Source organism: Rhodococcus sp. NPDC056516, from assembly GCF_042794655.1.
Classification (GTDB): domain Bacteria; phylum Actinomycetota; class Actinomycetes; order Mycobacteriales; family Mycobacteriaceae; genus Rhodococcus_F.
In genome coordinates, this window is the sequence record NZ_JBHTTG010000004.1 from 77,433 (window position 1) to 103,576 (window position 26,144).

Below are 26,144 nucleotides of genomic sequence, written 5' to 3' on the forward strand. Positions count from 1 at the left end.
ACCAGGGAGAACAGTATGAAGATCGGACTCGTAGGTCTCGGCAAGATGGGCTTCAACATGCGTGAGCGCTTGCGCGCGCATGGCCTCGAGGTGATCGGATACGACCCTCGACCGGAAGTCACCGATGTCGGGTCACTTGCCGAACTCGCTGCTTCCCTCGAGGGACCTCGAGTCGTCTGGGTGATGGTTCCGGCCGGTGACATCACCCAGAGCACAATTGCCGAGCTGGCGGATGCCCTCGAGGGTGGCGATCTGGTCATCGACGGTGGGAACTCGCGTTACACCGACGATGCTGTCCATGCCGAGCTTTTGGGCGCCCGTGGGATCGGTTTCCTCGACTGCGGTGTCTCCGGTGGCATCTGGGGCCGTGAGAACGGATACGGCCTGATGGTGGGCGGATCCGAGCCCGACGTGGCGAAGGCAATGCCGATCTTCGACGCTCTGCGCCCCGACGGCGACGCTGCAGACGGCTTTGTCCACGCCGGCCCCGTCGGTGCTGGTCATTACGCGAAGATGGTGCACAACGGCATCGAATACGGCCTGATGCAGGCGTATGCCGAAGGGTACGAGCTCCTCGAGGCGGAAAGCCTGATCGCGGACGTTCCGGGTGTTCTCCGAGCTTGGTCGAAGGGAACCGTCGTACGTTCGTGGTTGCTCGATCTGCTTGTCGACGCCCTCGAGGAGGATCCGGAGCTCGCGCAGATCACGGGCTATACCGAGGATTCCGGTGAGGGCCGCTGGACAGTCGAGGAAGCTATCAAGCACGCTGTCCCCGCTCCCGTCATCTCCGCTGCGCTGTTCGCGAGATTTGCTTCACGACAGGATGATTCACCGGCCATGAAGGCGGTGTCGGCCTTGCGCAATCAGTTCGGTGGTCACGCGGTCAAGAGCGCTTCGCCCAAGAATTCGGCTTCTGGAAGCTAAGTGTTCGTTCGTAGATTTTCGCTGCGTGACTTCCGATCCTGGGACTCGCTGACGCTCGACCTCACGCCGGGAACAACCGTGTTCCTCGGTTCGAACGGGCACGGAAAAACAAACGTCCTCGAGTCGCTCGGGTATCTGTCGACGCTGTCGTCACATCGAGTGTCCGCGGATGCACCGATGATCCGCAGCGGTTCCGCCAGTGCCTTTGCCGGTGCAACGGTGGTCAACAACGGGCGCGAACTGACCATCGATGTCGAATTGATCGAGGGAAAGTCCAACCGCGCCAGGATAAATCAGTCTCCGACGCGTCGTCCGCGTGAAGTGTTGGGGATTCTGCAGTCGGTGATGTTCGCGCCGGAGGATTTGTCGTTGGTACGCGGTGATCCTGGTGATCGTCGACGCTATCTCGACGAGTTGTTGACGTCCCGGATTCCCCGAATGGCCGCTGTCCGTGCGGATTACGACAAGGTGCTGCGCCAGCGTTCGGCGCTACTCAAAACTGCCGGTGCGGCTTTGCGCAGAGGTTCTCGAGGTGGCGAGTCCGACAACGTCCTCTCCACCCTCGAGGTGTGGGACGGGCATCTGGCTGCTCACGGCGCACAATTGTTGGCCGGGCGCCTCGAGTTGGTCCACGATCTGGCGCCGCACCTGGCGGAGTCGTATCGTTCCATCGCGCCCGAATCGCGGCCGGCGTCGATTCGATACAAGAGCAGCCTGGGTTCGTCGTTGGATCCCGAATTCACCGACCCCGCAAGGATTTCCGGTATCGATGACGTCGCCTACCTCGAGGAGCGATTCCATCTCGAGTTGGCGCAGATGAGGTCGAAGGAAATCGATCGTGGAGTGTGTCTGGTCGGTCCGCATCGGGACGACCTGGAGCTGATTCTCGGTGACAGTCCGGCGAAAGGCTTTGCCAGCCATGGTGAATCGTGGTCTTTTGCGCTTTCGCTGCGACTGGCAGGTTTTGCCCTACTGCGTGCAGACGGCAGCGACCCGGTTCTGATGTTGGACGACGTGTTCGCGGAATTGGACCGTCGTCGCCGTCGAGCGCTCGCCACTGTCGCCGCCACCGCAGAACAGGTACTGATCACGGCTGCTGTTCCCGAAGATGTGCCGGACGAACTCGAGGCGGCCAAGTTCGGCGTCGAAGCCTCCGATACCGGAGACGGTCGGATATCCCGGATAGTGCCCGTAGGCTCGACAGATCAGGAGGTCGAGTTCGATGACTGAAGACAGCAGCGCGGCTCCGGAGCCCGAGCTCAAAGGGATCGATCTGGCGCGCCGTGCCCTCGAGGAGGCGCGCGCGACGGCCAAGGCCAACGGCAAGGCCGTCGGTCAGGGGCGTTCGTCGCCCAAGTACGGAAGCGGCCGCCCGCGTCGGCGCAGCGGTTGGTCCGGCCCCGGCCCGGATGCGCGGGACCCTCAGCCGTTCGGCGCCCTCACCAGTGCGATCTCCAAGTCGCGTGGGTGGTCCCCCAAGGTGTCCGAGGGCACGGTCCTCGGCCGGTGGCCCCAGGTCGTCGGTGAAGACATCTCTGCCCATGCCGAGCCGATTTCGCTGAAAGAAGGTGTACTGAGCATCTCCGCCGAGTCGACGGCGTGGGCGACCCAGTTGCGCATGATGCAGTCGCAGATCCTGGCGAAAATTGCCGCTGCCGTGGGTGACGGCGTCGTGAAGACGCTGCGAATCACCGGACCGAGCGCGCCGAGCTGGCGCAAGGGTGAAAGGCACGTGAAAGGCCGCGGACCTCGCGATACGTACGGCTGAGGAAAACTCAACCAGGCCCTGGTTCTACCTATTACTTCGTGTTACAGTTAAAACTCGCTAGTGAGTGAACTGTGTCACAAGGCTGTCGTTCCCCACCGTTCGGCAGGCATGAAGGAGTAGCCAGATGTCGCAGAAGATATCGACACCCGCTTCGTCGTTCGCCGAGCCGGATCACATCCTGTTGCAGGCTCGCAATGTCGAGTTCGACTGGTCCGATCTGCCCATGCACTGGATTCCGGGCGATCCGTTCAGCACACACGTTCTCAACGTGCTCCACCTTCTCCTCCCTGCCGGTGAGGAATGGTTTGTCGAGACCTTCAAGGAAGCTCTTCCCCTGATCGAGGACGAGAAGCTCCGCGAAGACGTCGTCGGATTCATCGGCCAGGAGGCGATGCACTCCAACGCGCATTCGGGCGTCCTGGTCCATCTCAAGGAGAACGGCCTCGATCCGACGCCGTACACGCAGCAGATGGAATGGACCTTCTCGAAGCTGCTCGGTCCGCGCCCGATGACGGGGCTGCGCGCCGAGAACCACCTGGTGGAGCGTTTGGCGATCATCGCGGCCATCGAACACATCACCGCTTTTCTCGGCGACTGGGTGCTCAACGCCAAGGGGCTCGACAAGGCCGGCATGCACCCGACCATGCTCGATCTGCTCCGCTGGCACGGCGCCGAAGAGGTCGAACACCGCTCTGTCGCGTACGACGTGATGCGCTACTTCGACAAGCGCGAGACACGCCGCATCCGAACGCAGATCGTCGTCACGCCGGTACTGGTGTGGCTGTGGATTCGTGGCACCAGGTTCCTCATGCGCAACGATCCCGAACTTGCCGCTCAGGCTCCCAGCCGTCGACGCCCCCACCTGTCCGATTTCATCGCGGCGGGTAAGCGAGGCACGGTTCCCACCTCGTTCGAGCTGGTCAAGCGGATGTCGACGTACTTCAGCAAGTCGTACCACCCCAGCAAAGAGGGCTCGACCGCCCAGGCGGTGCAGTACCTCGCGTCGTCACCCGCAGCACAGGCGGCTGCACGGTGATTTCACTCTCGAGGGTCAAGGACGTCATTTCCGGTCACGACGGATTGCCGCGGTTTCCGGCGCCACCCGATCTGTCCGGCAAGAACCGTCCCGACCGCGCCATGCGCATCACGGAGTTGTTGGCGGACAAGTACCTTCGGGTGTTGACGGCCTACGACTACAACCCCGAGATCGCGGGTCACAACCCTGACACGGCCATGAACATGGTGGTCAGCACGCGTGAGGTGGTGGCAACCGACGAGAACGTCGTTCGCCTGCGCTTCGAATCCGCCGACGGCTCACCGATTCCGCCGTGGCATCCGGGTTCGCACCTGGACTTCCATCTACCTTCGGGTCTGCGGCGTCAGTATTCGCTGTGCGGCGACCCTGCTGATCGCACGGGATACAGCGTCGCGGTGCGCCGGATCCCCGACGGCGGTGGCGGTTCCATCGAGATGCACGCCCTGCAGCCCGGTGAGCACGTCACGGTACGCGGACCTCGCAACGGCTTCCCGTTTGTCGGGGAAGGCAGCGCGTTGTTCGTCGCCGGCGGTATCGGCATCACACCGATCATCGCAATGGTCCGTGCGGCAAGAGAATTAGGTATGGACTGGTACTTCGTGTACTCGGGCCGCTCCCGTGAATCCATGCCGTTCCTCGACGAGATCGGGACCTGGGATCCCGACCGTGTCTTCGTACGTCCGGACGACGAGTTCGGATTGCCCACCACCGCAGATCTTCTCGGACGAGCGCCGGTCGGCGGTGCCGTGTGCTGCTGTGGCCCGACACCGATGCTCGACGCCGTCCGCCGTGGATTCCGCGATACACCCTCTGCCGCTTTGCATTTCGAGCGGTTCGGGGCTCCGCCGGTGATCGACGGCAAGGAATTCGAAGTGCAGCTGGTCAATTCGGGTCAGGTGCTCACCGTGCCGGCCGACGAGTCCGCGCTCGACGTCATCAAGAAGACGTTGCCCGGGGTCGGGTACTCGTGTCAGCAGGGTTTCTGCGGAACCTGTCGTGTGAAGGTGCTGGCGGGTAAACCCGATCACCGCGAAAGGCGTCTGACCGACACCGAGCAGGAAACGGAGATGCTCATCTGCGTATCCCGTTCCGACGGTGGACGTCTCGTTCTCGATCTCTAGATTTCCCAGTCCGAAGGACTAACTCCGAAGGGTTCAACAATGTCCAAGCACTCTCCTGTCCATGCCGTGACCGCGCGTCGGGTGACCAACGGTTCCGTCAGCCTGGCCGTGTTCGAGCAGGGCAAGGCGGACGGCGAGACCATCGTCCTGGTGCATGGTTGGCCCGACACCCATGAATTGTGGAACCGCGTCGTGCCTTTGCTCGCAGACGACTTCCGCGTCGTCAGCTACGACAGCCGCGGGGCCGGCGAGAGCACGATCCCCTCGAGGGTGCAGGACTACCAACTGAGCGCACTGGCCGGCGATCTGTTCGCCGTCATCGACGCGGTCAGCCCGGGCAAGCCGGTGCACGTCCTCGCGCACGACTGGGGATCCGTCGAAACGTGGGAAGCGGTCTGCGAGCCGGGTGCCGAAGAGAAGATCGCGTCGTTCTCTTCCATCTCGGGTCCGAATCTCGATCATCTCGGTAAGTGGATCCGGGCGAGCGCGTCCAAGCGTCGTTTCCTCGGCCCGGCGGCGCAGGGAATTGCGTCGGCCTACACCGTTCTGTTCCAGATTCCCGGCCTGTGCACCCTTCCGTTGCGTCTGTGGTTCTCCAAGCACTGGCCGGCGTTTCTGGGCTTCTTCGACGGTCTGGACCCCCGTGTGGTCAACACCGCGCCCACCATCGCCGACGACATGGTGAACGGACTCAAGCTTTATCGCGCCAACATCCGGCCGTCTCTCGGCAAGCCGCGGGATCGGTACACGGACGTGCCCGTTCAGCTCATTCTGAACAAGTACGACAAAGCCGTTCGTCCGGTGGGATACGAAGACACCGACAAATGGGTCTCCGACCTGCAGCGACGTGAAATTGCAGCGGGACACTGGTCGCCGTTTTCACATCCGGGTGAGGTTGCCGAACATGCGCGGGCATTTATCGCGAGCCTGAGAGAGCGTCGCTCGGAGAAGCAAAGTTCCTAGCGTTTCACCTTCCGGGGATCGTAAAAATTCGTCTGCGGCGCAGCCAGGGGTGTCATTGGCCGCTTCTAGTCGGTGCTTACCAGTAAGATGGTCAACGGTAACTAGCGGCAACATTCTCGAACCCGCTCCGACGACACCCGCAAGGGCTTGCTGACGGCTGCGCTCGAGTATTGACGGAGAAGGAGAGCTACCCACCCGTGGCTGCCCAGAAGTCAGATACAAGCACTTCCAGCAAGGACTACAACGCGTCGTCCATCACCGTCCTCGAAGGACTCGAGGCGGTACGTAAGCGTCCAGGCATGTACATCGGTTCCACCGGTGAACGCGGTCTGCACCACCTCATTTGGGAGGTCGTCGACAACTCGGTCGACGAGGCGATGGCCGGACACGCCACCAAGGTCGAGGTCACCCTCCTCGAAGACGGCGGAATCCGCGTCATCGACGACGGCCGTGGCATCCCGGTCGGCATGCACGCCTCCGGAGTACCCACCGTCGAGGTCGTGCTGACCCAGCTGCACGCCGGCGGCAAGTTCGACTCCGACTCCTATGCCGTCTCCGGTGGTCTGCACGGCGTCGGCATCTCGGTGGTCAACGCGCTCTCCACCCGGCTCGACGTCGACATCAAGGTCGACGGCTACCGGTGGCAGCAGACGTACACCGATTCCAAGCCGGGAGAGCTCGTACAGGGCGACCCGACGAAGGAGACCGGCACCACCGTCAGTTTCTGGGCCGATCCCGAGATCTTCGAGACCACCCGCTACAACTTCGAGACCGTTGCGCGTCGTCTGCAGGAAATGGCCTTCCTCAACAAGGGCCTGACCATCACGCTGACCGACGAGCGCGCCGAGGTCATCGACGACGAAGCCGCCGAAGTAGCCGAGGCTCCCAAGTCTGCTGCCGAAGAAGCCGAAGAAGCTGCTCAGGCAGCGCCGCGTAAGTCCAAGACCCGTATCTACCACTACCCCGGTGGACTCGAGGACTACGTCCGGCACATCAACAAGAGCAAGACCCCGATCCACAACTCGGTCGTCGGATTCACCGCCAAGGGCACCGGCCACGAGCTCGAGGTCGCAATGCAGTGGAACTCCGGCTACTCGGAGTCCGTCCACACCTTCGCCAACACGATCAACACCCACGAGGGTGGTACCCACGAAGAGGGCTTCCGCGCCGCACTGACCGCAACGGTCAACAAGTACGCGCTCGAAAAGAAGCTGCTCAAGGACAAAGATCCCAAGCTCACCGGTGACGACATCCGTGAAGGACTCGCGGCCATCATCTCGGTGAAGGTCGGTGAACCCCAGTTCGAGGGTCAGACCAAGACCAAGCTCGGCAATACCGAGGTCAAGTCCTTCGTGCAGAAGGCGTGCAACGAGCACCTCGCGCACTGGTTCGAGGCGAACCCCGCCGACGCGAAAACCATTGTGAACAAGGCTGTTTCGTCGGCGCAGGCCCGCGTCGCCGCACGTAAGGCGCGTGAGCTGGTCCGCCGTAAGAGCGCGACCGACCTCGGTGGCCTGCCCGGCAAGCTCGCCGACTGCCGCTCCAACGATCCGGAGAAGTCCGAGATCTACATCGTGGAGGGCGACTCCGCAGGCGGCTCGGCCAAGTCCGGCCGAGACTCGATGTACCAGGCGATCCTCCCGCTTCGCGGAAAGATCATCAACGTCGAGAAGGCGCGTATCGATCGCGTCCTCAAGAACACCGAAGTCCAGTCGATCATCACCGCGTTCGGCACGGGCATCCACGACGAGTTCGACATCGCCAAGCTGCGCTATCACAAGATCGTGCTCATGGCCGACGCCGACGTCGACGGTCAGCACATCGCAACGCTGCTGCTCACGCTGCTGTTCCGCTTCATGCGGCCGCTCGTCGAGCACGGCAAGGTCTATCTCGCGCAGCCGCCGCTGTACAAGCTCAAGTGGCAGAAGGGTGCGCAGCCGGAATTCGCGTACTCCGACCGCGAGCGCGACGCGATGGTCAAGGCCGGCCTCGAGTCCGGCAAGAAGATCAACAAGGACGACGGCATCCAGCGCTACAAAGGCCTCGGCGAGATGAACGCCAAGGAGCTGTGGGAAACCACGATGGACCCGACGGTGCGCGTTCTGCGTCTCGTCACGCTCGACGACGCGGCTGCTGCCGACGAGCTGTTCAGCGTGCTGATGGGCGAAGACGTCGAAGCACGACGCAGCTTCATCACCCGCAATGCCCGGGACGTTCGTTTCCTCGACGTGTAGCGCCTGCGGCCCTGTGAGCGGTTGAGGAGTCCCCGGACTCCTTTTCCGCGCACAAGGGCTTGCCCCCTCTTTTAAGAAAGTGAGCTCATGACCGACACCACGTTGCCACCGGACGGTCCGCAACACGACCGGATCGAACCGGTCGACATCCAGCAGGAAATGCAGAACAGCTACATCGACTACGCCATGAGCGTCATCGTCGGTCGCGCTCTGCCGGATGTCCGCGACGGACTCAAGCCGGTGCACCGCCGCGTGCTCTACGCGATGTACGACAACGGATATCGCCCCGACCGCGGATACGTGAAGTCTGCCCGACCGGTCGCCGAGACCATGGGTAACTACCACCCCCACGGCGACTCCTCGATCTACGACACGTTGGTCCGTATGGCCCAGCCGTGGTCGCTGCGTTACCCGCTCGTCGACGGTCAGGGAAACTTCGGCTCCCGCGGCAACGACGGCGCCGCCGCCATGCGTTACACCGAGTGCAGGCTCACGCCGCTCGCGATGGAAATGCTGCGCGAAATCGACCACGAGACAGTCGATTTCACCCCGAACTACGACGGCAAGACGCAGGAACCGACGGTTCTGCCCAGTCGTATCCCGAACCTTCTGATCAACGGTTCCAACGGCATCGCCGTCGGTATGGCCACCAACATTCCGCCGCACAACCTGCGTGAAGTTGCCGACGCCATCTACTGGGCGCTCGAGAACTTCGAGGCGGACGAGGAAGCCACCCTCGCGGCCGTCATGGAGCGCATCAAGGGACCCGACTTCCCGACGCACGGTCTCATCGTCGGTGGACAGGGCATCCAGGACGCCTACACCACCGGTCGTGGATCCGTCCGTATGCGCGGCGTCGTCGAGATCGAAGAAGATGCCAAGGGCCGCACCACGATCGTCATCACCGAGCTGCCCTACCAGGTCAACCCGGACAACCTGATCACCTCCATCGCTGAGCAGGTTCGTGACGCCAAGATCGGTGGCATCTCCGACATCCACGACGAGTCCTCGGACCGCGTCGGCATGCGCATCGTCGTCACCGTCAAGCGTGACGCCGTTGCCAAGGTCGTGCTGAACAATCTGTACAAGCACACCCAGCTGCAGACCAGCTTCGGCTGCAACATGCTCTCCATCGTCGACGGAGTGCCGCGCACGCTGCGCCTCGACCAGATGATCCGTCTGTACACGACGCATCAGCTCGAGGTCATCGTTCGTCGTACCAGGTACCTGCTTCGCAAGGCACAAGAGCGCGCCCACATCCTGCGCGGTCTGGTCAAGGCGCTCGACGCTCTGGACGAGGTCATCGCCTTGATTCGCGCGTCGCAGACCGTCGATATCGCTCGCGCCGGATTGATGGAACTCCTCGACGTCGACGAGATCCAGGCCGACGCCATCCTCGGCATGCAGCTGCGTCGTCTGGCCGCCCTCGAGCGTCAGAAGATCGTCGACGAGTTGGCCGAGATCGAACTCGAAATCGCGGACCTCGAAGACATTCTGGCTCGCCCGGAGCGTCAGCGCGCGATCGTTCGTGACGAGCTCAAGGAAATCGTCGACAAGTACGGCGACGACCGTCGTACCCGCATCATCGCCGCCGACGGAGACGTCAACGACGAGGATCTGATCGCCCGCGAAGACGTCGTCGTCACGATCACCGAGACCGGCTACGCCAAGCGCACCAAGACCGACCTGTACCGCTCGCAGAAGCGCGGCGGCAAGGGTGTTCAGGGCGCCGGCCTCAAGCAGGACGACATCGTCTCGCACTTCTTCGTCACCTCGACGCACGACTGGCTGCTGTTCTTCACCACGAAGGGCCGCGTCTACCGCGCCAAGGCTTACGAACTGCCCGAGGCGAGCCGTACCGCTCGCGGTCAGCACGTTGCCAACCTGCTGGCCTTCCAGCCCGACGAGCGCATCCAGTCCGTCATCCAGATCAAGACCTACGAAGACGCGCCCTACCTGGTGCTCGCCACTCGCAACGGTCTGGTCAAGAAGTCCAAGCTCACCGACTTCGACTCCAACCGCAGCGGTGGCATCGTCGCCATCAACCTGCGCGGTGAAGACGAACTGGTCGGCGCTGTTCTCTGCTCGGCCGACGACGACCTGCTTCTCGTCTCGGCACAGGGCCAGTCGATCCGCTTCTCGGCCACCGACGAGGCACTGCGTCCGATGGGCCGCGCCACTTCCGGTGTCCAGGGCATGCGTTTCAACGGTGACGACGAGCTGCTCTCGCTCAACGTCGTTCGTGAAGGAACGTTCCTCCTGGTCGCCACCTCGGGCGGTTACTCCAAGCGAACCGGCATGGAGGACTACCCGGTGCAGGGTCGCGGCGGCAAGGGCGTGCTCACGATTCAGTACGACAAGAAACGTGGCACTCTGGTCGGTGCGCTCATCGTCGACGACGACGACGAGCTGTACGCGATCACCTCGGGCGGCGGCGTCATCAGGACGGCTGCCAAGCAGGTTCGTAAGGCAGGACGCCAGACCAAGGGCGTGCGTCTGATGAACCTCGGCGAAGGCGACACACTGCTCGCGATTGCGCGCAACGCCGACGAGCCCGAAGAGCTCGCTGCAGAGACCACCGACAACGCAGACAATGCCGATGGAGCTAAGGAGTCCTAGTGAGCACTCCCAACCAGCCGGGCAGTGACCAGAAGAGCGGAAGCCCTTCAGGTTCGACGCCACCGAAGCCGGAGCAGGCAACTGCTCCGGCGGGGCCGCAGACCTCGAAACCTGCAGCTCCAGCGGACGGCGGACCCAAAGCTTCCGAGGCAGCTCCGGCGCCCAAGGCACCTGAGCCGCCTCGCGGGCCGTCGGCTCAGAAGCCGGCGGGTGGGGCTTCCGACGCTGCGGGTGCGGCCAAGGGTCAGGCTCCTTCCGCTCCTTCTGTGGCTCCGGCTGCGCCGGTAACTCCGGCGAAGGGTGACGGTCAGGCTCCGCCGCAACCGGTTGCCAATCAGGCTCGAGGCAGCCAGGCACCGCCTTGGCAGCGCGGACCCCAGCCGTCAGGTCAGCCGCAGGGGCAGCCAGCTCAGAATCCGGCTGCTCAGAATCCGGCTGCTCAGAACCCTGCATCCAAGGCTCAGGCACCGCAGAGTCAGGCGCCGCAAAGTCAGCCGCAGACCAACATCACGCGCCCAGCCGGCGCTGGTGCTCCTGCGGGTCGACCGGCAGCTCCTGCCGGGGGTAAGCCGCCTGCCGGTCCGCAGCGTCCTGCAGCGGCAGGCCCGGCGCAGGGTGGCCCGGCGCAGGGTGGCCCGGCCAAAAACCCCGCGCAGGGTGGTGCGCCGAAGGGACAGCCTCAAGCGGGTCGTCCTGCCGCCGGTGCACAGGCAGGTCGCCCTGCCGGGAACCCTTCGGCGCGTCCCGTCGTGACGGGAACGGCGGCGGCCGCAGCTACCGGTGGCGTCGCCGGCGCGGCAGCAGCCAAGGCTGTTACACCCTCGGGCGCAAATCCCAAGGCTGCAAATGCCACAGTCGCCAATCCCACGGTCGCAAATCCGAAAGCAAAAGCTGCTGCGATCGACGGGCCCACCCGGCACATCGATCGCAAGGATTTGCCGAAGGACATGCCTGACCTCTCCGAGGCCAAGCATCCGTTGCCTGCTGCGGTGAAGGGTGAGAAAACTCACGCCGTATCAGCTTCGGTCGTCGACGGTGCGCCACTGCGCGCAACGGTTCAGATCCGTCGTATCGACCCGTGGTCCACGCTCAAGATCACATCCGTGATCTCGGTGTCGCTGTTCTTCGTGTGGATGGTGGCCGTCGGGCTGCTCTACGTCGTTCTCGACGGAATGGGCGTCTGGGATCGCCTGAACAACGCGTTCACCGACATCGTTGCCGACGGCGGCTCCGACGGTCTGGTGACGGCGGGCCAGGTGTTCGGCTACGCGGCGCTGATCGGTATCGCGAACATGGTGCTTTTCACGGCACTCGTCACGATCGGATCGTTCATCTACAACCTCTGCAGCGACCTGGTTGGCGGCGTAGAGGTAACTCTCGCCGACCGCGACTGACCTGCGAAAACATTGCTCCGCCGGGCCCGTTTTGGTGTCAGCGGCCCGGTGGGGTAATCTTTGGAATCGGTTCAGGGGCCTATAGCTCAGGTGGTTAGAGCGCTTTACTGATAATGAAGAGGTCGGAGGTTCAAGTCCTCCTAGGCCCACTCCCATGTGCCGAAGAAGGGTTGCTGGAATGAAGGTTTTCCTGCTTGTCGGGGCCGGAATTCTGGTAGCTCTCGGGGTCACCAAGCTGATCAAAAGTCAGCGCGGAGACAAGGTTTGGCACGATTTGGAAACAGGATAGAACCTAGGTACTCTGACTCCGGTCAGAAAACCGAACGGGGCCTTAGCTCAGTTGGTAGAGCGCTGCCTTTGCAAGGCAGATGTCAGGAGTTCGAATCTCCTAGGCTCCACAGTAAGAAAACACCCTCCCGGGATCCGGGAGGGTGTTTTTGTATGCCCCGTTTTTGAGCGAACGGCACTTTCGGCGCACTGAAGGCGATGAACATGCCGTTCGCTCGGAGCGGGGTGGACAGAACCGCGCCCACTATGGACCGTTCGTCCCGAATTCTCCGGAAAGTCTAGTGGTCATAACCAGCCGGGCGTAGCGTGAGGAGAACCCAATTTCAGGAGGTTCGTAGTGCTTCACAACGACATTCCCAGCCACGGTGAAATTGCCGCACTCGCGGAGGTGGAGGGGCCCACCTGCATCACCATCGTTACTCCGACTGAAGATGCGCCTCAGGATTACGACAAAGCGCGCATAGCCTTCAAGGACCAGGTCCGCTCGGCACTCGCATCGGTGGAGGATCCCGCCGAGCGCAAGCAGTTCGAGGCCGAATACGCAGAGCTCGACGACGACGACGATTTCTGGCGCTTCCAGTCGCGCTCGTTGGTCACGTACGCGACGCCGGAGCGTCTGGTGACCTTCCGTCTCCCCAACCGTCTGCAGGCGCTCGAAACGGTCAGCGATCGGTTCCACCTCAAGCCACTGCTCCGTTCGGTGACCTTCCCCCAGACGGCGTTTGTTCTCGCTCTGGCAGAAGGTTCGGTGCGACTGATCGAGATCGCTGCCGATCAACCCGCCGACGAGGTCCGTGTTCAGGGAATGCCGAAGAATGCTGCGGATCACGCGGGCAAGTCGTCGATCAACAGCCGTACCGAGGCGGGTCGGTTGTCGGGGTCGGACAGCCGAAAGTTGCGCGTCAATCAGTACGCCCGCGCAGTCGATCACGAGGTCCGCGGTGTGCTCGCCGGCCGTGACGTCCCCTTGATTCTGGCCGCTGCGGAACCCATCGCGTCGGTGTATCGCTCCGTGAATTCGTACCGCCACCTGGTCGACAAAACCGTCGAGGGAAACCCCGAAGCCTTGTCGACGCAGGAAGTGGCGGACGGTTCGCGTCCGGCGCTCGACGATTTCCATGCCGAGCAGCTGGCGGCGGTGCGGGACACCTTCAATGTGCGCACGGAACAGGGGCGCACTCAGACGGACGTCGCCGACGTGGCAACAGCCGCGACGTACGGACAGGTCGACACCGTTTTCATCGACATCGATTCCGTCGTACCCGGAAGTCTCGATCCCCAGACAGGCGCTCTCACGACCGGTGAGTCGACCAACGGAAGCACCTACGGTGTCGTTGACGAGATCGCTCGTCGTTCGCTCTTGACCGGTGCTCGGGTGCTCGCTGTTCGCGCGGAGGACATTCCGGGCGGCGGCGCAGTTGCCGCGATTTTGCGCTTCGCTCCGTAAACAGACTGGACGCGTGTGCGCCTCGTGACCTGATTCGGGCACGGGGCGCATACGATTCCGGCATGAAACGTGTGTGGGAACGGCTGCGCCTCTACTGCAAGACGCTGCACCCGGTCGGGCTTGCCTTTGCTCTGGTCTTCTTCACCTGGTCGATGAGTCCGTCCTTGTTGCCGCGCGCGTGGTACCTCCAGGGCGTTGCGACGGGCATCTCGCTCGCGATGGGATATGGCGTCGGCGTCACGGTTGCCTGGATGATCCGCAAGTGCGGAGTCGAGCCGCAATGGTCGGATCGCACGAAAAAGATCGGCTGGCGAATCCTGCTGGTCGCGGCCGTCATTCTGGTGCCGACGTTCTTGGTCCTCGGTTCATGGTGGCAGCAGATCGTTCGCGATCTCGTGGAAGCTCCACGCACCAATCAGGCGAATTACCTTCTGGTGCTGATGATTTCGCTCGGAATCTGGTTCATCCTGCTCGAGGCCGGACGTGGTCTTCGGTTCACCACCAACAAGCTCACCGCAGTCGCGCTTCGGTTCGTTCCCCTCGAAGCGGCGAAGGTCGGCAGCTTGATCGTCATCTTCGCTCTCGGAATCTTCATCGTGAACGGTGCGCTGTACAACGGGCTCATCGCATTCGCGAACTGGAGTTTCTCCGGCGCCGATCACGAAACTCCGGACGGCATCGAACAACCCATGATCGCCGAGCGCAGTGGTTCACCGATGTCCGCCGAGGCTTGGGATTCTCTCGGCCAGGAGGGGCGCACCTTCATGGGCAGCGGTCCCACCGCAGCCGAGATCTCTGCGTTGACCGGACGTGAAGCGAAGCAACCCATCCGCGTGTACGCCGGACGGGAATCCTCGGACTCGATCAACGGTGTGGCACAGCGCGTCGTCGACGAGTTGGAGCGCACCGGCGGATTCGATCGCGGAACCCTCGCAGTCGTGACGACCACCGGCCGCGGTTGGGTGAACGAGGACGTCGCGTCGGCGTTCGAGTACGTCGAGGGCGGCGACACGGCGATCGCGTCGATGCAGTACTCGTTCCTTCCGAGTCCGTTGGCCTTCATCGCAGACCGCGAGACGCCGATGATCGCCGGGCGCGCGCTGTTCAACGCGGTCTACGCCAAGTGGATCGACCTGCCTGTGGAGACGCGACCCGAACTGGTTGTCTTCGGTGAGAGCCTCGGTTCCTACGGTGGGCAGGCCGCATTTGCCGGCGCTCAGGACATGATGACGCGCGTCGACGGCGCACTGTGGGTCGGAACCCCCAACTTCACTGCTCAGTGGCAGGAAATCACGGACAGTCGTGACTCGGGTTCGAAGGAAATTCTGCCGGTGGTCGACGGCGGACGCGCCATTCGGTTTGCCGGTGATCCGGAGGATCTGGAGCTGAAGTCGGATTGGGACGACGACCGCATCGTGTACTGGCAGCACGCCAGCGACCCGATCACGTGGTGGTCCTTCGACCTACTGCTCAACAAGCCGGATTGGCTCAAGGAACCGTTGGGTCGAGACGTGGATCCGGGAATGACGTGGGTGCCGCTCGTGACGTTCTGGCAGGTCACCCTCGACATGGTCTTCTCGGCTGACGTTCCGTCCGGGCACGGTCACAACTACGGCGAGGATGCGGCAGACATGTGGGCCAAGATCCTGCATCCCGAGGCGTGGACCTCGGCTGATACCGACAAGCTTCGTTCGCTGCTGACCACGAATCTGGAGCCCACAAAGTAGTCGTAAACGGTTGTAATACAGCCTGTTAAGGCAAAAACCTCACGAAAAAGTGTTACGTGAGGTATGTGTTACTCTGCGTTCGCTGTGTGCCAAGCCACAGCGCAGGCGAACGTGGGGAGATCGAAACGTGAAGAGCAGAGCATGGTGGGCGGCCGGGGTCTCCGTCGCAGCACTGGTCATGGGTGCTGTGACGGCCCCCGCCGCAATGGCTGAGCCGGCGGATTTCTACACACCGCCGTCCGAGCTTCCGGCAGGTGCCAACGGCGATCTCATCAAGAGCGAGCCGTCACCACTGCTGCTGAGCGTGCCCGGATCGAACGGTGCATGGCCGGCGACTGCCACCAAGATCATGTACCGAAGCGAGGACGCCAAGGGCGCCCCCGTTGCCGTGACGGGCACCTATCTCGAACCGTCGAACCCGTGGACCGGGCAGGGGGCGCGTCCACTGGTTGCCGCAGCGGTGGGAACGCATGGACAGGGCGATCAGTGCGCACCGTCCAAGCTGTTCAACACCGGTATCGAGTATCAGTTCCCGACGGACGTCATGGTCGGTTACGAGTCCATCTGGGTGAACACGTTGCTGCTCAACGGCATTGCCGTCGTCGTCACCGACTACGAGGGTCTCGGAACTCCTGGCGATCACACCTACGTCAACCGTGAAGCCGAAGCACACGCCGTTCTGGACTCGGTACGCGCCGCTCAGCAACTCCCGAACGCGAGCATTCCTGCCGACGGCCCCGTCGGACTGTGGGGTTACTCGCAAGGTGGTGGAGCTGCCGCTGCCGCAACGGAATTGAAGCCGTCGTACGCTCCCGAACTTGATCTCAAGGGCACATACGCAGGCGCACCGCCCGCCGATCTGGCGGCGACGCTGCAGCAGGTCGACGGCACGTTCCTCACCGGAGTGATCGGATACGCGCTCAACGGGATCCTTGCGCAGTACCCCGAGGTTCAGCCGCTGCTCGACGCCGAGATCAACGATCGCGGCCGACAGATGTTGGCCGCCACCAAGAACCAGTGCGTCGCCGAAAGTGGATTGCAGTTCGGCTTCCAGCAGTCGTCGAGCTTCACCAATTCCGGTGAATCACTCTCCGCGGTTCTGGCGCGTCTACCCATGGCGCAGGCGATCCTCGACGAACAGAAGATCGGCAAGCTGACGCCGGAGTCGCCCGTGTTGATCCAGCACGGCCGCTCCGACGACATCGTTCCGTTCGGCCAGGGACAGCAATTGGCGCAAGACTGGTGCGGCAAGGGCGCGACGGTGCAGTTCTCCGTCAACGAACTGCCCCCGATCATTCCGGGTCTGGCAATCAATCACGCGACGCCGTATCTGGTCGGTACCCCCGAATCCGTCGGGTACATGATCGATCGCTTCAACAACGTCCCGGCACCGTCCAACTGCTGACGGCCAGGCATCGAAAAGCCCCGGAACACACTGTGTTCCGGGGCTTTCGTATGTCGACTACGCGGTCTTCTCGGCCGAGTTCTCCTCGAGGCGCGGGGGTGCGGAAGCGACCGGCGGATGTTCGCGTCGGCGGCTCTTGAAGAACACCGCGCCACCGATCACCGCAACACCGGCGATGACGAACACGGTGACGCGCTTGCGGCCGCGAGGCTTCTCGGCACGTTCCGCGGACTTTGCCGGGATGGCCTTGGCGCGCTCGACGCCCTTCTTGGCGAGGACTTTGCCCTGACGACCCAGGAACAACCCGACCTGCCCGGCGCCGCGAGCGACCGACGTCGCGACCACCGCGGCGATACGGCGAGCGTTGTCGGCTGCCTCGGACTCCTTGATACGAGCCGCTGTCTCTTCGAGGTAGGCGGCGGTCTCGTCGAAGGTGTCCTCGACGCGGGCGCGCGCGTGATCGAAGGTGTCGGGCAACTGCGTGCTGAGGGACTCGGTCACTCGTGTCATGACTTCACTGTGCCATAACAGCGGGGCGAGGACAGGGAGAGTTTTACGGGGCGACATCCGCGAGAACGTCGGCAATGGCACGATGGTGGTGTGACTTCAACTCATCAGACCGCAACCGCAACGCTGCACACGAACCGCGGCGACATCAAGATCGCTCTGTTCGGCAACCATGCGCCGAAGACCGTCGAGAACTTCGTCGGCCTCGCCGACGGCTCGAAGGAGTACACCACCGCAAACGCCGCCGGCACCAAGACCGGCCCGTTCTACGACGGTGCCATCTTCCACCGCGTCATCGACGGCTTCATGATCCAGGGTGGCGACCCCACCGGCACCGGCACCGGCGGCCCGGGCTACAAGTTCGGTGACGAGTTCCACCCGGAACTGCAGTTCGACCGCTCCTACCTGCTGGCCATGGCCAACGCAGGCCCGGGAACCAACGGCTCGCAGTTCTTCATCACCACCGGCCCGACGCCGCACCTGAACCGTCGCCACACCATCTTCGGTGAGGTTCTCGACGACGATTCCAAGAAGGTTGTCGACGCTATCTCTTCCACCGCCGTCGATCGTGGCGATCGTCCGGTCGAGCCCGTCGTGATCAACAGCATCACCATCTCCTGAACAGGTAAAACAAGCAGATGACGAACCCCGGTTGGGGCGGCGGTGCGAGTGAGGGCATCCCGCCCCAACCGCGGTGCGTCAGCCACCCAGATCGACCTACCGCACTTTCCTGCAATCGTTGTGGACGCCCGGCGTGCCCGGACTGTCTCCGCGAGGCGGCGGTGGGATACCAATGTGTTGACTGTGTAGCTGCCGGCCAACGCGATGTCCGTCCCGTTCGGGGCGTTGCCGGAAACACCGTGAGCCCCACCCGTGCGGTCCCGGTCGTGACGTACACCTTGATGGGGCTCAACGTCCTGGCGTTCCTCGCCACCTTCGCGCAGTCGCGAAGCATCATGAACAACCAGGTCGGATCGTCGATCTTCGCGAACTGGGCACTCAATCCCGGTCTGGTTGCCAGCGGGGACTGGTTCCGGCTCATCGGCTCCGGGTTCTTGCACTTCGGAATCCTGCACCTCGCGGTCAACATGTACGCCCTCTACATTCTGGGGCGCGACACCGAAATCGTGATGGGCCGCTCCCGGTACATCGGCATCTACCTGGTTTCGCTTCTCGGCGGTTCAGCCTCGGTGATGGCGTTCCAGCCGGTGTTCTCTTCGCTCACGGCCCTGTCCTGGACTGCCGGAGCGTCGGGCGCGATCTTCGGCATCATGGGCGCACAGGCCGTCCTTCTGCTGCGTTTGCGGCGAAGCCCGGTCCCGATCATCTCGGTGATCGCGATCAATGTGATCATCAGCATTTCGCTGCCCGGGATCTCGTTCTGGGGTCACGCGGGAGGTCTGGTGGCAGGTGCCGCAACGGCCGCTGCCTTCCTGTACGCCCCACAGTGGTTGGGCGCCGGTGATAACCGCGTGAAAGCAGTGCGGATCGGCTGGATCGCTTTTGGTGCCGTCACTGTGGTGACGTTGGGAGTCATCGTGCTCCGCGTCGTCCAACTGCGCGAACAGTTGGGAATCAGTTAGCAAGAATCTATGCTTCAGCCGCCGATGACGGACTTGCAGGTGAAGGTGATCTCGAAGCTGGAGGTCGCGGTTGGGTTGCCCTTGTCCCGGGCGCCGATTCCCTCGCCTGTCACCACGAAGGTATTGCCGTCCTGCTTGGCAGTGGCAGACCCGCCGGGCAGGCCCGGTGCGAATCCGGCGGTGTACGGCAGACCGTTCGATCCACCCTCGCTTCCGGCGATTCCAGCAGTCTGAACCGTGCCGGATTCATCGACGATGGCCGAGACGGTCAACATGCCGTAGGTGGGATTTTCCGCGTCGAGCAGTGTCATAGCTGTCGTGCCGCCGTCCTTTGCGCACTTCGTCTCGAACGTGGCGTCAAGCGCCTTCCCGCCGACGGTGACCGAGGACGTAGCGGACGAAGCGCCGGCAGCAGGTTTGTCCGAGCCAGTCTTGTCGGAGTCGCTGCCGCAGGCGGAGGCGAATAGAGCGACCGCCGCGATGGTGGCAGCGAAAGCGGTGGAGGACCGGCAGGTCATCGTGGTCCGAACCATCTTCGTCATGTTCTGTCCTTCAAGTCACGCGGTGCGTCCGCACTTGCTCTGGCTATTTCGGCGACAACACTAACCACTGACTCGGTGCTCGTAGCTCTAAACCCCCAGCTCAGACGGGTTTGTCGTCTTCGACTGTTTCAGGGGCGTTCGTCAGGCTGCTGCGGGTCGTCCTCCGGATCGTTGGGAGTAAACGCACATGCGAGGACGGCTTCTGTAGAGATTGTCCACATAGGTTGAGCTCGGTGGTCCTTCTACTGTGGCTTGAGTCACTTCGTAGATAGCACCGCTGACCTTTTCCGAGGAGTACCCCTGCCATGACCTCCACCGATAGCACCACCACTGACGGTGGGGTTGCGCCGAGCGAGATCGAATCTCGCGTGGTGAAGAAGGTAGCGCGACGGCTGATCCCCTTCCTGATCCTGCTCTATTTCGTGAACTATCTGGATCGTACGAACATCGCTTTCGCGAAGCTCACCATGAGCGCCGACCTCGGGATGACCGAGACGATGTTCGGGCTCGCCTCCGGACTCTTCTTCGTCGGATATCTGCTGTTCGAGGTGCCGAGCAACCTGGCCTTGCACCGCTTCGGCGCCCGGCTGTGGATCGCGCGCATCATGCTCACCTGGGGCATTCTCGCCGCTGCGCTCGCATTCGTACCCAACGTGGGCAGTCTCTATTTCCTGCGCATCCTGCTGGGAATCGCCGAGGCCGGCTTCTTCCCCGGAGTTCTTCTCTACCTGACCTTCTGGTTCCCGAAGAAGTACCGCGTACGCCTGATGGGCCTGTTCCTGCTGACGCTTCCTCTCTCGTCGGCGCTCGGCGCCCCACTCTCGGCCGCCATCATCCAGTACGGCGACGGTCTGTTCGGCCTGGCCGGATGGCGCGTGATGTACCTGATCGAGGGTCTGCCCGCCGTGATCTTGGCGTTTGTCGTCTGGTTCTACCTCACCGACCGTCCCGCCGACGCCAAGTGGTTGACCCTCGAGGAGCGCACGTGGCTGATGAAGTCCATGGCGGACGAGGAAAAAGAACTCGGCGACGCCGGTCATCAGTCTGCCGGTAAGACCCTGCGCGATCCTCGCGTCATCGGTTTCGGTCTGGTCTACTTCGGAATCACCTACGGTCTCTACGCTTTGAGCTTCTTCCTGCCCAGCATCGTCGCGGGATTCAAGCAGACGTTCAACACCGATTTCTCGCTCGTCGAGACCGGCCTGATCGTGGCCGTCCCTTACGCGATCGGCGCCGTCGCGATGGTGCTGTGGAGCCGTCACTCCGACAAGACCGGTGAACGAATGTGGCACGTCGCAGCGCCGACGCTTCTGGGCGCGGTGTCCATTCCGATTGCGCTCTACCTGGATTCACCGTTCACCGTCATGATTGCGGTCTCGCTCACCGCCGTGGGCGTGCTGTGTGCACTCCCCGTCTTCTGGTATCTGCCCACCACGTTCCTGACGGGCGCCAGTGCGGCCGCGGGTATCGCGATGATCAACTCGATCGGCAACGCGTCGGGCTTCGGCGCTCCGTACATCACCGGCTGGCTCACCGATGTGACCGGAAATGCCAAGGCGGGGCTGTGGGTGGTGGGTGCCGTGATGCTCTGTGCCGCAATACTTGTTGTAGTGCTGGCCAAGCGATCGAGCAAGTCCGCTCAGATCTGACCGAGTTTCCCCGCACTGGCACGCAGCCGGATCAGGAGCGCAAGATCGAGCGCCTGGTCCGGCTGACGCCACTGTGTTCCGATCAACCGGTCGATGGACTCGAGGCGTTGGTACAGGGTGTTGGCGTGAATCGCGAGCGCGGCGGCGGTCGCGGAGTGCTTGCAATTGTGTGAGAGGTACGACGCCAGGGTGTCCAACAGTGGAACGCCGCGTCGTTGCTCCTCCTCGAGGAGGGGGCCGAGGGAGCGCTGCGTCAGTGCTTCGAGTTCGTCGCGGCCGGTGCGGCTGAGGAGAATTCGGTAGATGCCGAGTGAACTTGCCGGTTCCACGTGCGACGCCCGTCCGAGCGTCTCGAGGACGTCGACGGTGTGCTGCGCCTCGACATACGCTCGCGCCAAACCTTCCGCTCCCACGGCCGGATCGGCAATTCCGACGGTCGGGTTCTCTGAAGGTTGCACCCACGCCGCCGCGACCTCTGTTGGTGACATTCCGGGAATCAAAGCAATGACCCGTGAACCATGCTCGGCAACAACGGTTCCCGAAGGAAATGCAATTTCCTCGATGCTGCGACGCGTACGGTCTACGGCGTCGGCCGGGCGGGCCACCACGACGGTGTACGAGCGGTCGGGATTGAGCCCGGCCAGGCGGAACTGCCCGGTGACTTCGGCCGGCGTCGGCGCAGGCCTGGTGATCAGATCGACCAGGAAGGCGTCGCGTGCTCGGCGGGTGGCTTCCCGGGCTGCCCGTTCGCCGACCAGTGCCAGTGCAATGGCGGGAGCAGACCGCTCGAGTGCCAACCTCATGGCGGCGGTGGGTTCCTGGCGTGCGAGTAGGAACAGAACTCCGAGTTGGTCACCGGCACTGCGTACTTCGGTGGCGAACAGGAACTGTTCGCCGACGACGAGCGTCACTTCCTGCTCGCGTCGGTCTGCGGAAAAGATGTCGAAGACCCGATGTACGCTCTCGCTCACCCGTTGCAACCCTGGCGGGACCTCGGATGTTCCGGTCACGAAGAACACCGGAGAGCCCGTCGACGCCGAGGTTTCCTCCACGAGTTCGCGCACACCACCGCCGCGCAGGACAACCTGAGTGAGCGAACGATCCCAAGTCAGTGTCTGTTCGAGAAGTGCTGTGCGCTCGGCAAGTTCGGTATTCGCGGCGTTCACTTCCGCAACCGTCGCGCGATAGCGTTCGAGAGAACGGGCATTCTCGATGGCCACCGAGGCATGAGCTGCGAGTGCGGACAGCAACGCAACTTCTTCGTTGCCGAATCGACGCTCCTGACGCTTACAGGCGCACAGGGCACCCAGGATCTTGCCGTTCAACGTCAGTGGCACGGCCAGTAGGCCGCGCATGTTCTCGGCCCGCGCTGCGTCGTCGGCCGGTCCGATGTGTGCAAACGAGGGGTCGTTGCGATAGTCGGACGACCAAGCGGGAGAAGAGTTCTCGACTACGCGACCAATCAGACCTTCACGGAAGGGAACCGTGAGGCCGAGTAGCTGGGATGTGTACGCCCCACTCGTGACCTCGATGATCAAGATGTCGTCGTGAATCAGAGCAAGGTACGAAAGGTCGACGCCCAGTAGTCGTTTGGCCTGGTCCACGATCTCTTGCAGGAGGGCATGGTGATCGTGCATCGTGGTGAGCAGCGACGCGATGTCGTTGAGCGCCCCCAGTTCGGTGGCGCGCTGACGGCGCTGAGCCAGAAGGCTTCGCAGCTGTAGTGCCGATCGGGCGTCTCGCTCGATCTCGGCGGCGGCCTCGGGGCCTGAGCCTGCGGCCAGTTGATCGCGATGCTCGATCAGTTCCTCGGTGGATGCCTCGGCCAGGAGAAGCTGTAGCCAGTTCTCGTGCATCGGCACTCCCTTGTCAGACCAATCGCGAGTATGGAGAGAATGTCCATACGATTTCCGGTTTCTCGGAGTAAATCTACATGGGGTGGTGTAGCGGCCGTCACTATCGTGGAGGCATGACACTCCTCGAGGCGCTCAGCTCGCAGATCGATGCGGATCGACTGATCACCGACCCCGACATCATGGCGAGCTACATCCACGACGACGCCGAGTGGGCTCCCTACGAGATGCCGGTCGCCGTGGTCCGTCCGCGCACAGCCGAGCAGGTACAGACGGTTGTGCAGGCGTGCATCACCCACGGTGCGCCCGTCGTCACGCGCGGCGCCGGCACCGGTCTGTCGGGTGGAGCCAACGCGGTCGCCGGCGGCGTCGTGATCGCCTTCGACGCAATGAACGCCATCAAGGAGATCAACACCCTCGAGCGTTTGGCTGTGGTCGAACCCGGAGTGGTCAACGATCACCTCCGCGACGCCTGCGCTGAGCACGGCCTCTGGTACCCACCCGATCCGGCCAGCGCGCCCTGGTCGACGATCGGCGGCAACGTCGCGACCAACGCCGGTGGCCTGTGCTGCGTCAAGTACGGCGTCACCAAGGACTACGTGCTGGGCATGCAGGTGGTCACCGGAACCGGCGAGCTGGTTCGGCTCGGGCGTCGAACTGCGAAGGGAGTAGCCGGGTTCGATCTCTCGGCGCTCATGGTCGGCTCCGAAGGAACTCTCGGTGTGATCACCGAGGTGACCGTCAAACTTCGTCCTCAGCGCGATCCCGAACGCACCATCGTCGGATACTTCGACTCCATCGTCGCTGCGGGCAAGGCCGTCGAAGCCGTAGCTGCCGACGGTCTCACGCCGTCTGCCCTCGAGTTGATCGATCGACAGTGCCTGCTTGCCGTCGATGCCTGGAAGAACATGGGCCTCTCGGCCGATGCCGAGGTGGTACTGCTCGGCCGTATCGACACACCGGGCGAGATCGGCGATGCCGAGGCCGAGCGAATGTTGGCCTGTTTCAACCGCTCCGGAGCCACCTGGAGCGCCAGGTCCACCGACCAGGAGGAAGCCGACGCGTTGTTCTCCGCCCGGCGTCTGGCGTACCCGGCCCTCGAGCGGCTCGGCCCGGTGCTGACCGAGGACATCTGTGTTCCCAAGGCGGCGGTCCCGGAAATGTTGGCGCGCATCGAGGCCATCTCGGCCCGGCACGACACACACATCGCGAACATCGCGCACGCGGGTGACGGCAACCTGCATCCGCTGCTGATCACGCCACACGACGACGAAGCGGCACGTCGACGCGCTCAGGCTGCTTTTGCCGAGATCATCGACAACGCTCTCGAACTGGGTGGAACCGTCACCGGTGAACACGGAGTCGGCCTGCTGAAGATGGGCGGCCTCGCGCAAGAACTGTCACCGGCGGTTGTTGCGATGCATCATGCAATCAAGGGCGCACTCGACCCGCACGGAATCATGAACCCCGGCAAGGTGATTTGAAAAGCCGGGTGATTTGAAAGGCAGGGTGATCTGAAGAGCCAGCTCCGTAACCGAATCGGTTTCCGGAGTTACACCGCTGAAACGGCGAGTCCCTACGCTGAGTTGAACCACTTGGTTCAACTCGATGTAAGGAGTCACGGATGTTCTCTTCCGACTTGACGCAGGCAAGTGTCGTTCCCCGGCGCGTGGACACGGTGGCAGCGGTTCGGGCTGCGATCGCACTCGACGGCGCCGCGGTTTACGGCGGGCTGCACACCGAGGAGGACGCGATTGCCTTTGCGTCGAAGTTGCTCGGTGAGAAGTACATTCGCGTCGGCCGACAGTTCGAGGCAAGCGCAAGAAGTCAGGATGCCGAGGCCGCCGTCGTCGACACCCAACCGGTGGACGAACGCGGCCGGAAGCGCTCGTTCGGCATCTCCGGCGAGCGGATGACTGCCCACAACGACGGTTTTGCGTTCGGTGACTACGCGCCCGACTATCTGTTTCTGTGGTGCAAGCGTCCGGCGTATCCGAGTGGCGGCGACTCGTTTCTCATCGATGCGCTCACACTGACGCGGTTGCTCGCATTCGATCCCGCAACCGCTGAATTGGCCGAATTCTGTTGGAGCACAGACATCGACCATTCGGAGCCGAACTTCCCGCAGAACTCCTTTGCACCGATCGCCAGGACGGTCCCGAGTGGACGTAACCAGGTTCGGTATCACCCGTATCTCGCGCCGATCGCCGGTGAATCGGAAGTAGCGCAGTGGCCGCTGGTGAAGCAGTGGAGTGAGGCTGTGATTCACGTGCGCGACAGCGGTCCGATGTTCCGCGCCGAAGCCGGCGAGATGATCTGCATCGACAACTACCGGGTACTGCACGGCCGCGACGGGTACACCGACCCCGGCCGTGAGCTGTACTCGATCTGGGGATGGTCGAGCGACGCCGTCGCGGTGCCGCAGCAGGCTCTCGACATCGTGCAACCAGACCTGGCGGCGCTCGCTATGTGATCGACCTCGCCGCAGAATGCACGGTGGCAACAATCGATTCCGTCAGATGCCGGGCGGCACGGTCGACCACTGCGCGGTCGCCGCCACCGATCAGCGTCATCTGGAATCCGCGCCAGGCGGCGACGATCTCGTGTCCGAGAGTTTCGGCAAGCTCGGCGTCGACGCCGGTTTCGGCTATGGCGCGGGCTGTTTCGTCGGCCCATTCGTTGGCAACGCCCTCGAGGAGCGGGCGGTACTGCTCCGAGTCGAATGCGGCCACACCGAAGAGTTCGAAGAAGAGCCGATGGTAGGCAACAAGTTCGGGGTCGGCGAGGATGCCCCATGCGTCGTGTAGACGGTCCGCGATGGGGATCTCGGAATCGCGGATCAGATCGAGGAGGTGGGCGATCCCGGGAAAGCGAAGCCCGGCGCGGCGCAGTGCCTCGAGGAGCAGTCCGGCCTTGCTCCCGAAGTAGTACAGAAGCATGCGATTGTTGGAACCTAGTGCGCGGCTGAGCCCCCGAAGCGTTGCCGAGGAGACACCGAACTCGAGGACGTAGTCGGCGGCGAGGTCGAGAAGGCGGTCGCGTTCTGAACCGCGCTCTGAAACTTCTGGACTACTCACCGCTCGA

The 26,144-nt window shown here is 63.1% G+C and carries 21 protein-coding genes and 2 tRNA genes; 19 read left to right on the top strand and 4 right to left on the bottom strand.

Annotated elements, in window-relative coordinates:
* Window positions 1-15: 15 nt before the first annotated feature.
* The 14 genes from gnd to ACFQ6Y_RS13340 all read left to right on the top strand — a co-directional run bounded on the left by gnd (window position 16) and on the right by ACFQ6Y_RS13340 (window position 16,926).
* Window positions 16-924 carry a phosphogluconate dehydrogenase (NAD(+)-dependent, decarboxylating) gene (gnd, locus tag ACFQ6Y_RS13275; RefSeq protein WP_042920749.1) on the top strand — a complete coding sequence of 303 codons (909 nt, stop codon included), beginning with the start codon at window positions 16-18 and terminating at the stop codon, window positions 922-924.
* Window positions 925-2,154 (top strand): DNA replication/repair protein RecF, encoded by a 1,230-nt coding sequence (gene recF / locus ACFQ6Y_RS13280; protein WP_030536718.1) that lies wholly within the window; start codon window positions 925-927, stop codon window positions 2,152-2,154.
* A complete protein-coding gene (locus ACFQ6Y_RS13285) occupies window positions 2,147-2,692 on the top strand; it encodes a DUF721 family protein (protein ID WP_003942471.1) in 546 nt (181 codons plus the stop codon). The genes recF and ACFQ6Y_RS13285 overlap by 8 nt, the downstream gene beginning before the upstream one ends.
* A 124-nt stretch (window positions 2,693-2,816) precedes the next feature.
* Complete coding sequence (locus ACFQ6Y_RS13290; protein WP_378633078.1) at window positions 2,817-3,728, top strand: metal-dependent hydrolase; 912 nt, start codon at window positions 2,817-2,819, stop codon at window positions 3,726-3,728.
* Window positions 3,728-4,849, top strand: a complete 1,122-nt coding sequence (locus ACFQ6Y_RS13295) for a PDR/VanB family oxidoreductase (RefSeq protein WP_378634341.1) — start codon at window positions 3,728-3,730, stop codon at window positions 4,847-4,849. The genes ACFQ6Y_RS13290 and ACFQ6Y_RS13295 overlap by 1 nt, the downstream gene beginning before the upstream one ends.
* Window positions 4,850-4,888: 39 nt before the next feature.
* Window positions 4,889-5,812, top strand: coding sequence for an alpha/beta fold hydrolase (locus ACFQ6Y_RS13300; RefSeq protein WP_378633082.1), 924 nt, complete (start codon window positions 4,889-4,891; stop codon window positions 5,810-5,812).
* A 197-nt stretch (window positions 5,813-6,009) separates the two neighbouring features.
* Complete coding sequence (gene gyrB / locus ACFQ6Y_RS13305) at window positions 6,010-8,046, top strand: DNA topoisomerase (ATP-hydrolyzing) subunit B (protein ID WP_003942515.1); 2,037 nt, start codon at window positions 6,010-6,012, stop codon at window positions 8,044-8,046.
* A gap of 87 nt (window positions 8,047-8,133) precedes the next feature.
* A complete protein-coding gene (gene gyrA, locus ACFQ6Y_RS13310; RefSeq protein ID WP_378445279.1) occupies window positions 8,134-10,665 on the top strand; it encodes a DNA gyrase subunit A in 2,532 nt (843 codons plus the stop codon).
* A complete protein-coding gene (locus ACFQ6Y_RS13315) occupies window positions 10,665-12,059 on the top strand; it encodes a DUF3566 domain-containing protein (protein WP_378633086.1) in 1,395 nt (464 codons plus the stop codon). Before gyrA ends, ACFQ6Y_RS13315 begins: the two co-directional genes overlap by 1 nt.
* A 75-nt stretch (window positions 12,060-12,134) precedes the next feature.
* Window positions 12,135-12,208: transfer RNA gene (locus ACFQ6Y_RS13320), tRNA-Ile, on the top strand.
* Between the two features lie 176 nt (window positions 12,209-12,384).
* Window positions 12,385-12,457: transfer RNA gene (locus ACFQ6Y_RS13325), tRNA-Ala, on the top strand.
* Window positions 12,458-12,684: 227 nt separating this feature from the next.
* Window positions 12,685-13,794 (top strand): hypothetical protein, encoded by a 1,110-nt coding sequence (locus tag ACFQ6Y_RS13330; protein WP_378445283.1) that lies wholly within the window; start codon window positions 12,685-12,687, stop codon window positions 13,792-13,794.
* A gap of 62 nt (window positions 13,795-13,856) precedes the next feature.
* Window positions 13,857-15,521 (top strand): alpha/beta hydrolase, encoded by a 1,665-nt coding sequence (locus tag ACFQ6Y_RS13335; protein WP_378633090.1) that lies wholly within the window; start codon window positions 13,857-13,859, stop codon window positions 15,519-15,521.
* Window positions 15,522-15,648: 127 nt separating this feature from the next.
* A complete protein-coding gene (locus ACFQ6Y_RS13340) occupies window positions 15,649-16,926 on the top strand; it encodes a lipase family protein (RefSeq protein ID WP_378633094.1) in 1,278 nt (425 codons plus the stop codon).
* A gap of 57 nt (window positions 16,927-16,983) precedes the next feature.
* On the opposite strand, the gene ACFQ6Y_RS13345 is transcribed toward ACFQ6Y_RS13340, so the two are convergent.
* Complete coding sequence (locus ACFQ6Y_RS13345) at window positions 16,984-17,436, bottom strand: hypothetical protein (protein ID WP_283305659.1); 453 nt, start codon at window positions 17,434-17,436, stop codon at window positions 16,984-16,986.
* A gap of 90 nt (window positions 17,437-17,526) precedes the next feature.
* Between ACFQ6Y_RS13345 and ACFQ6Y_RS13350 the strand changes: the two genes are divergently transcribed.
* A complete protein-coding gene (locus ACFQ6Y_RS13350) occupies window positions 17,527-18,054 on the top strand; it encodes a peptidylprolyl isomerase (RefSeq protein ID WP_007729190.1) in 528 nt (175 codons plus the stop codon).
* Between the two features lie 17 nt (window positions 18,055-18,071).
* Complete coding sequence (locus ACFQ6Y_RS13355) at window positions 18,072-19,016, top strand: rhomboid family intramembrane serine protease (protein ID WP_378633098.1); 945 nt, start codon at window positions 18,072-18,074, stop codon at window positions 19,014-19,016.
* Between the two features lie 14 nt (window positions 19,017-19,030).
* Here ACFQ6Y_RS13355 and ACFQ6Y_RS13360 read toward each other — a convergent pair whose 3' ends face one another.
* Window positions 19,031-19,558, bottom strand: coding sequence for a lipoprotein LpqH (locus tag ACFQ6Y_RS13360; protein WP_378633102.1), 528 nt, complete (start codon window positions 19,556-19,558; stop codon window positions 19,031-19,033).
* Window positions 19,559-19,863: 305 nt separating this feature from the next.
* On the opposite strand from ACFQ6Y_RS13360, the gene ACFQ6Y_RS13365 reads away from it, so the two are divergent.
* A complete protein-coding gene (locus tag ACFQ6Y_RS13365; protein WP_378633105.1) occupies window positions 19,864-21,207 on the top strand; it encodes an MFS transporter in 1,344 nt (447 codons plus the stop codon).
* On the opposite strand, the gene ACFQ6Y_RS13370 is transcribed toward ACFQ6Y_RS13365, so the two are convergent.
* A complete protein-coding gene (locus ACFQ6Y_RS13370) occupies window positions 21,198-23,063 on the bottom strand; it encodes a helix-turn-helix domain-containing protein (RefSeq protein ID WP_378633108.1) in 1,866 nt (621 codons plus the stop codon). The genes ACFQ6Y_RS13365 and ACFQ6Y_RS13370 overlap by 10 nt on opposite strands.
* A 113-nt stretch (window positions 23,064-23,176) precedes the next feature.
* Here ACFQ6Y_RS13370 and ACFQ6Y_RS13375 point away from each other — a divergent pair, with 113 nt between their 5' ends.
* Both ACFQ6Y_RS13375 and ACFQ6Y_RS13380 read left to right on the top strand, forming a co-directional pair.
* Window positions 23,177-24,544 (top strand): FAD-binding oxidoreductase, encoded by a 1,368-nt coding sequence (locus ACFQ6Y_RS13375; protein ID WP_378633112.1) that lies wholly within the window; start codon window positions 23,177-23,179, stop codon window positions 24,542-24,544.
* Window positions 24,545-24,684: 140 nt separating this feature from the next.
* Window positions 24,685-25,533, top strand: coding sequence for a TauD/TfdA family dioxygenase (locus tag ACFQ6Y_RS13380; protein ID WP_378633116.1), 849 nt, complete (start codon window positions 24,685-24,687; stop codon window positions 25,531-25,533).
* Here the strand turns inward: ACFQ6Y_RS13380 and ACFQ6Y_RS13385 are convergent.
* Window positions 25,526-26,137 carry a TetR/AcrR family transcriptional regulator gene (locus ACFQ6Y_RS13385; RefSeq protein WP_378633121.1) on the bottom strand — a complete coding sequence of 204 codons (612 nt, stop codon included), beginning with the start codon at window positions 26,135-26,137 and terminating at the stop codon, window positions 25,526-25,528. The two genes, ACFQ6Y_RS13380 and ACFQ6Y_RS13385, sit on opposite strands and share 8 nt — an antisense overlap.
* Window positions 26,138-26,144 lie beyond the last annotated feature (7 nt).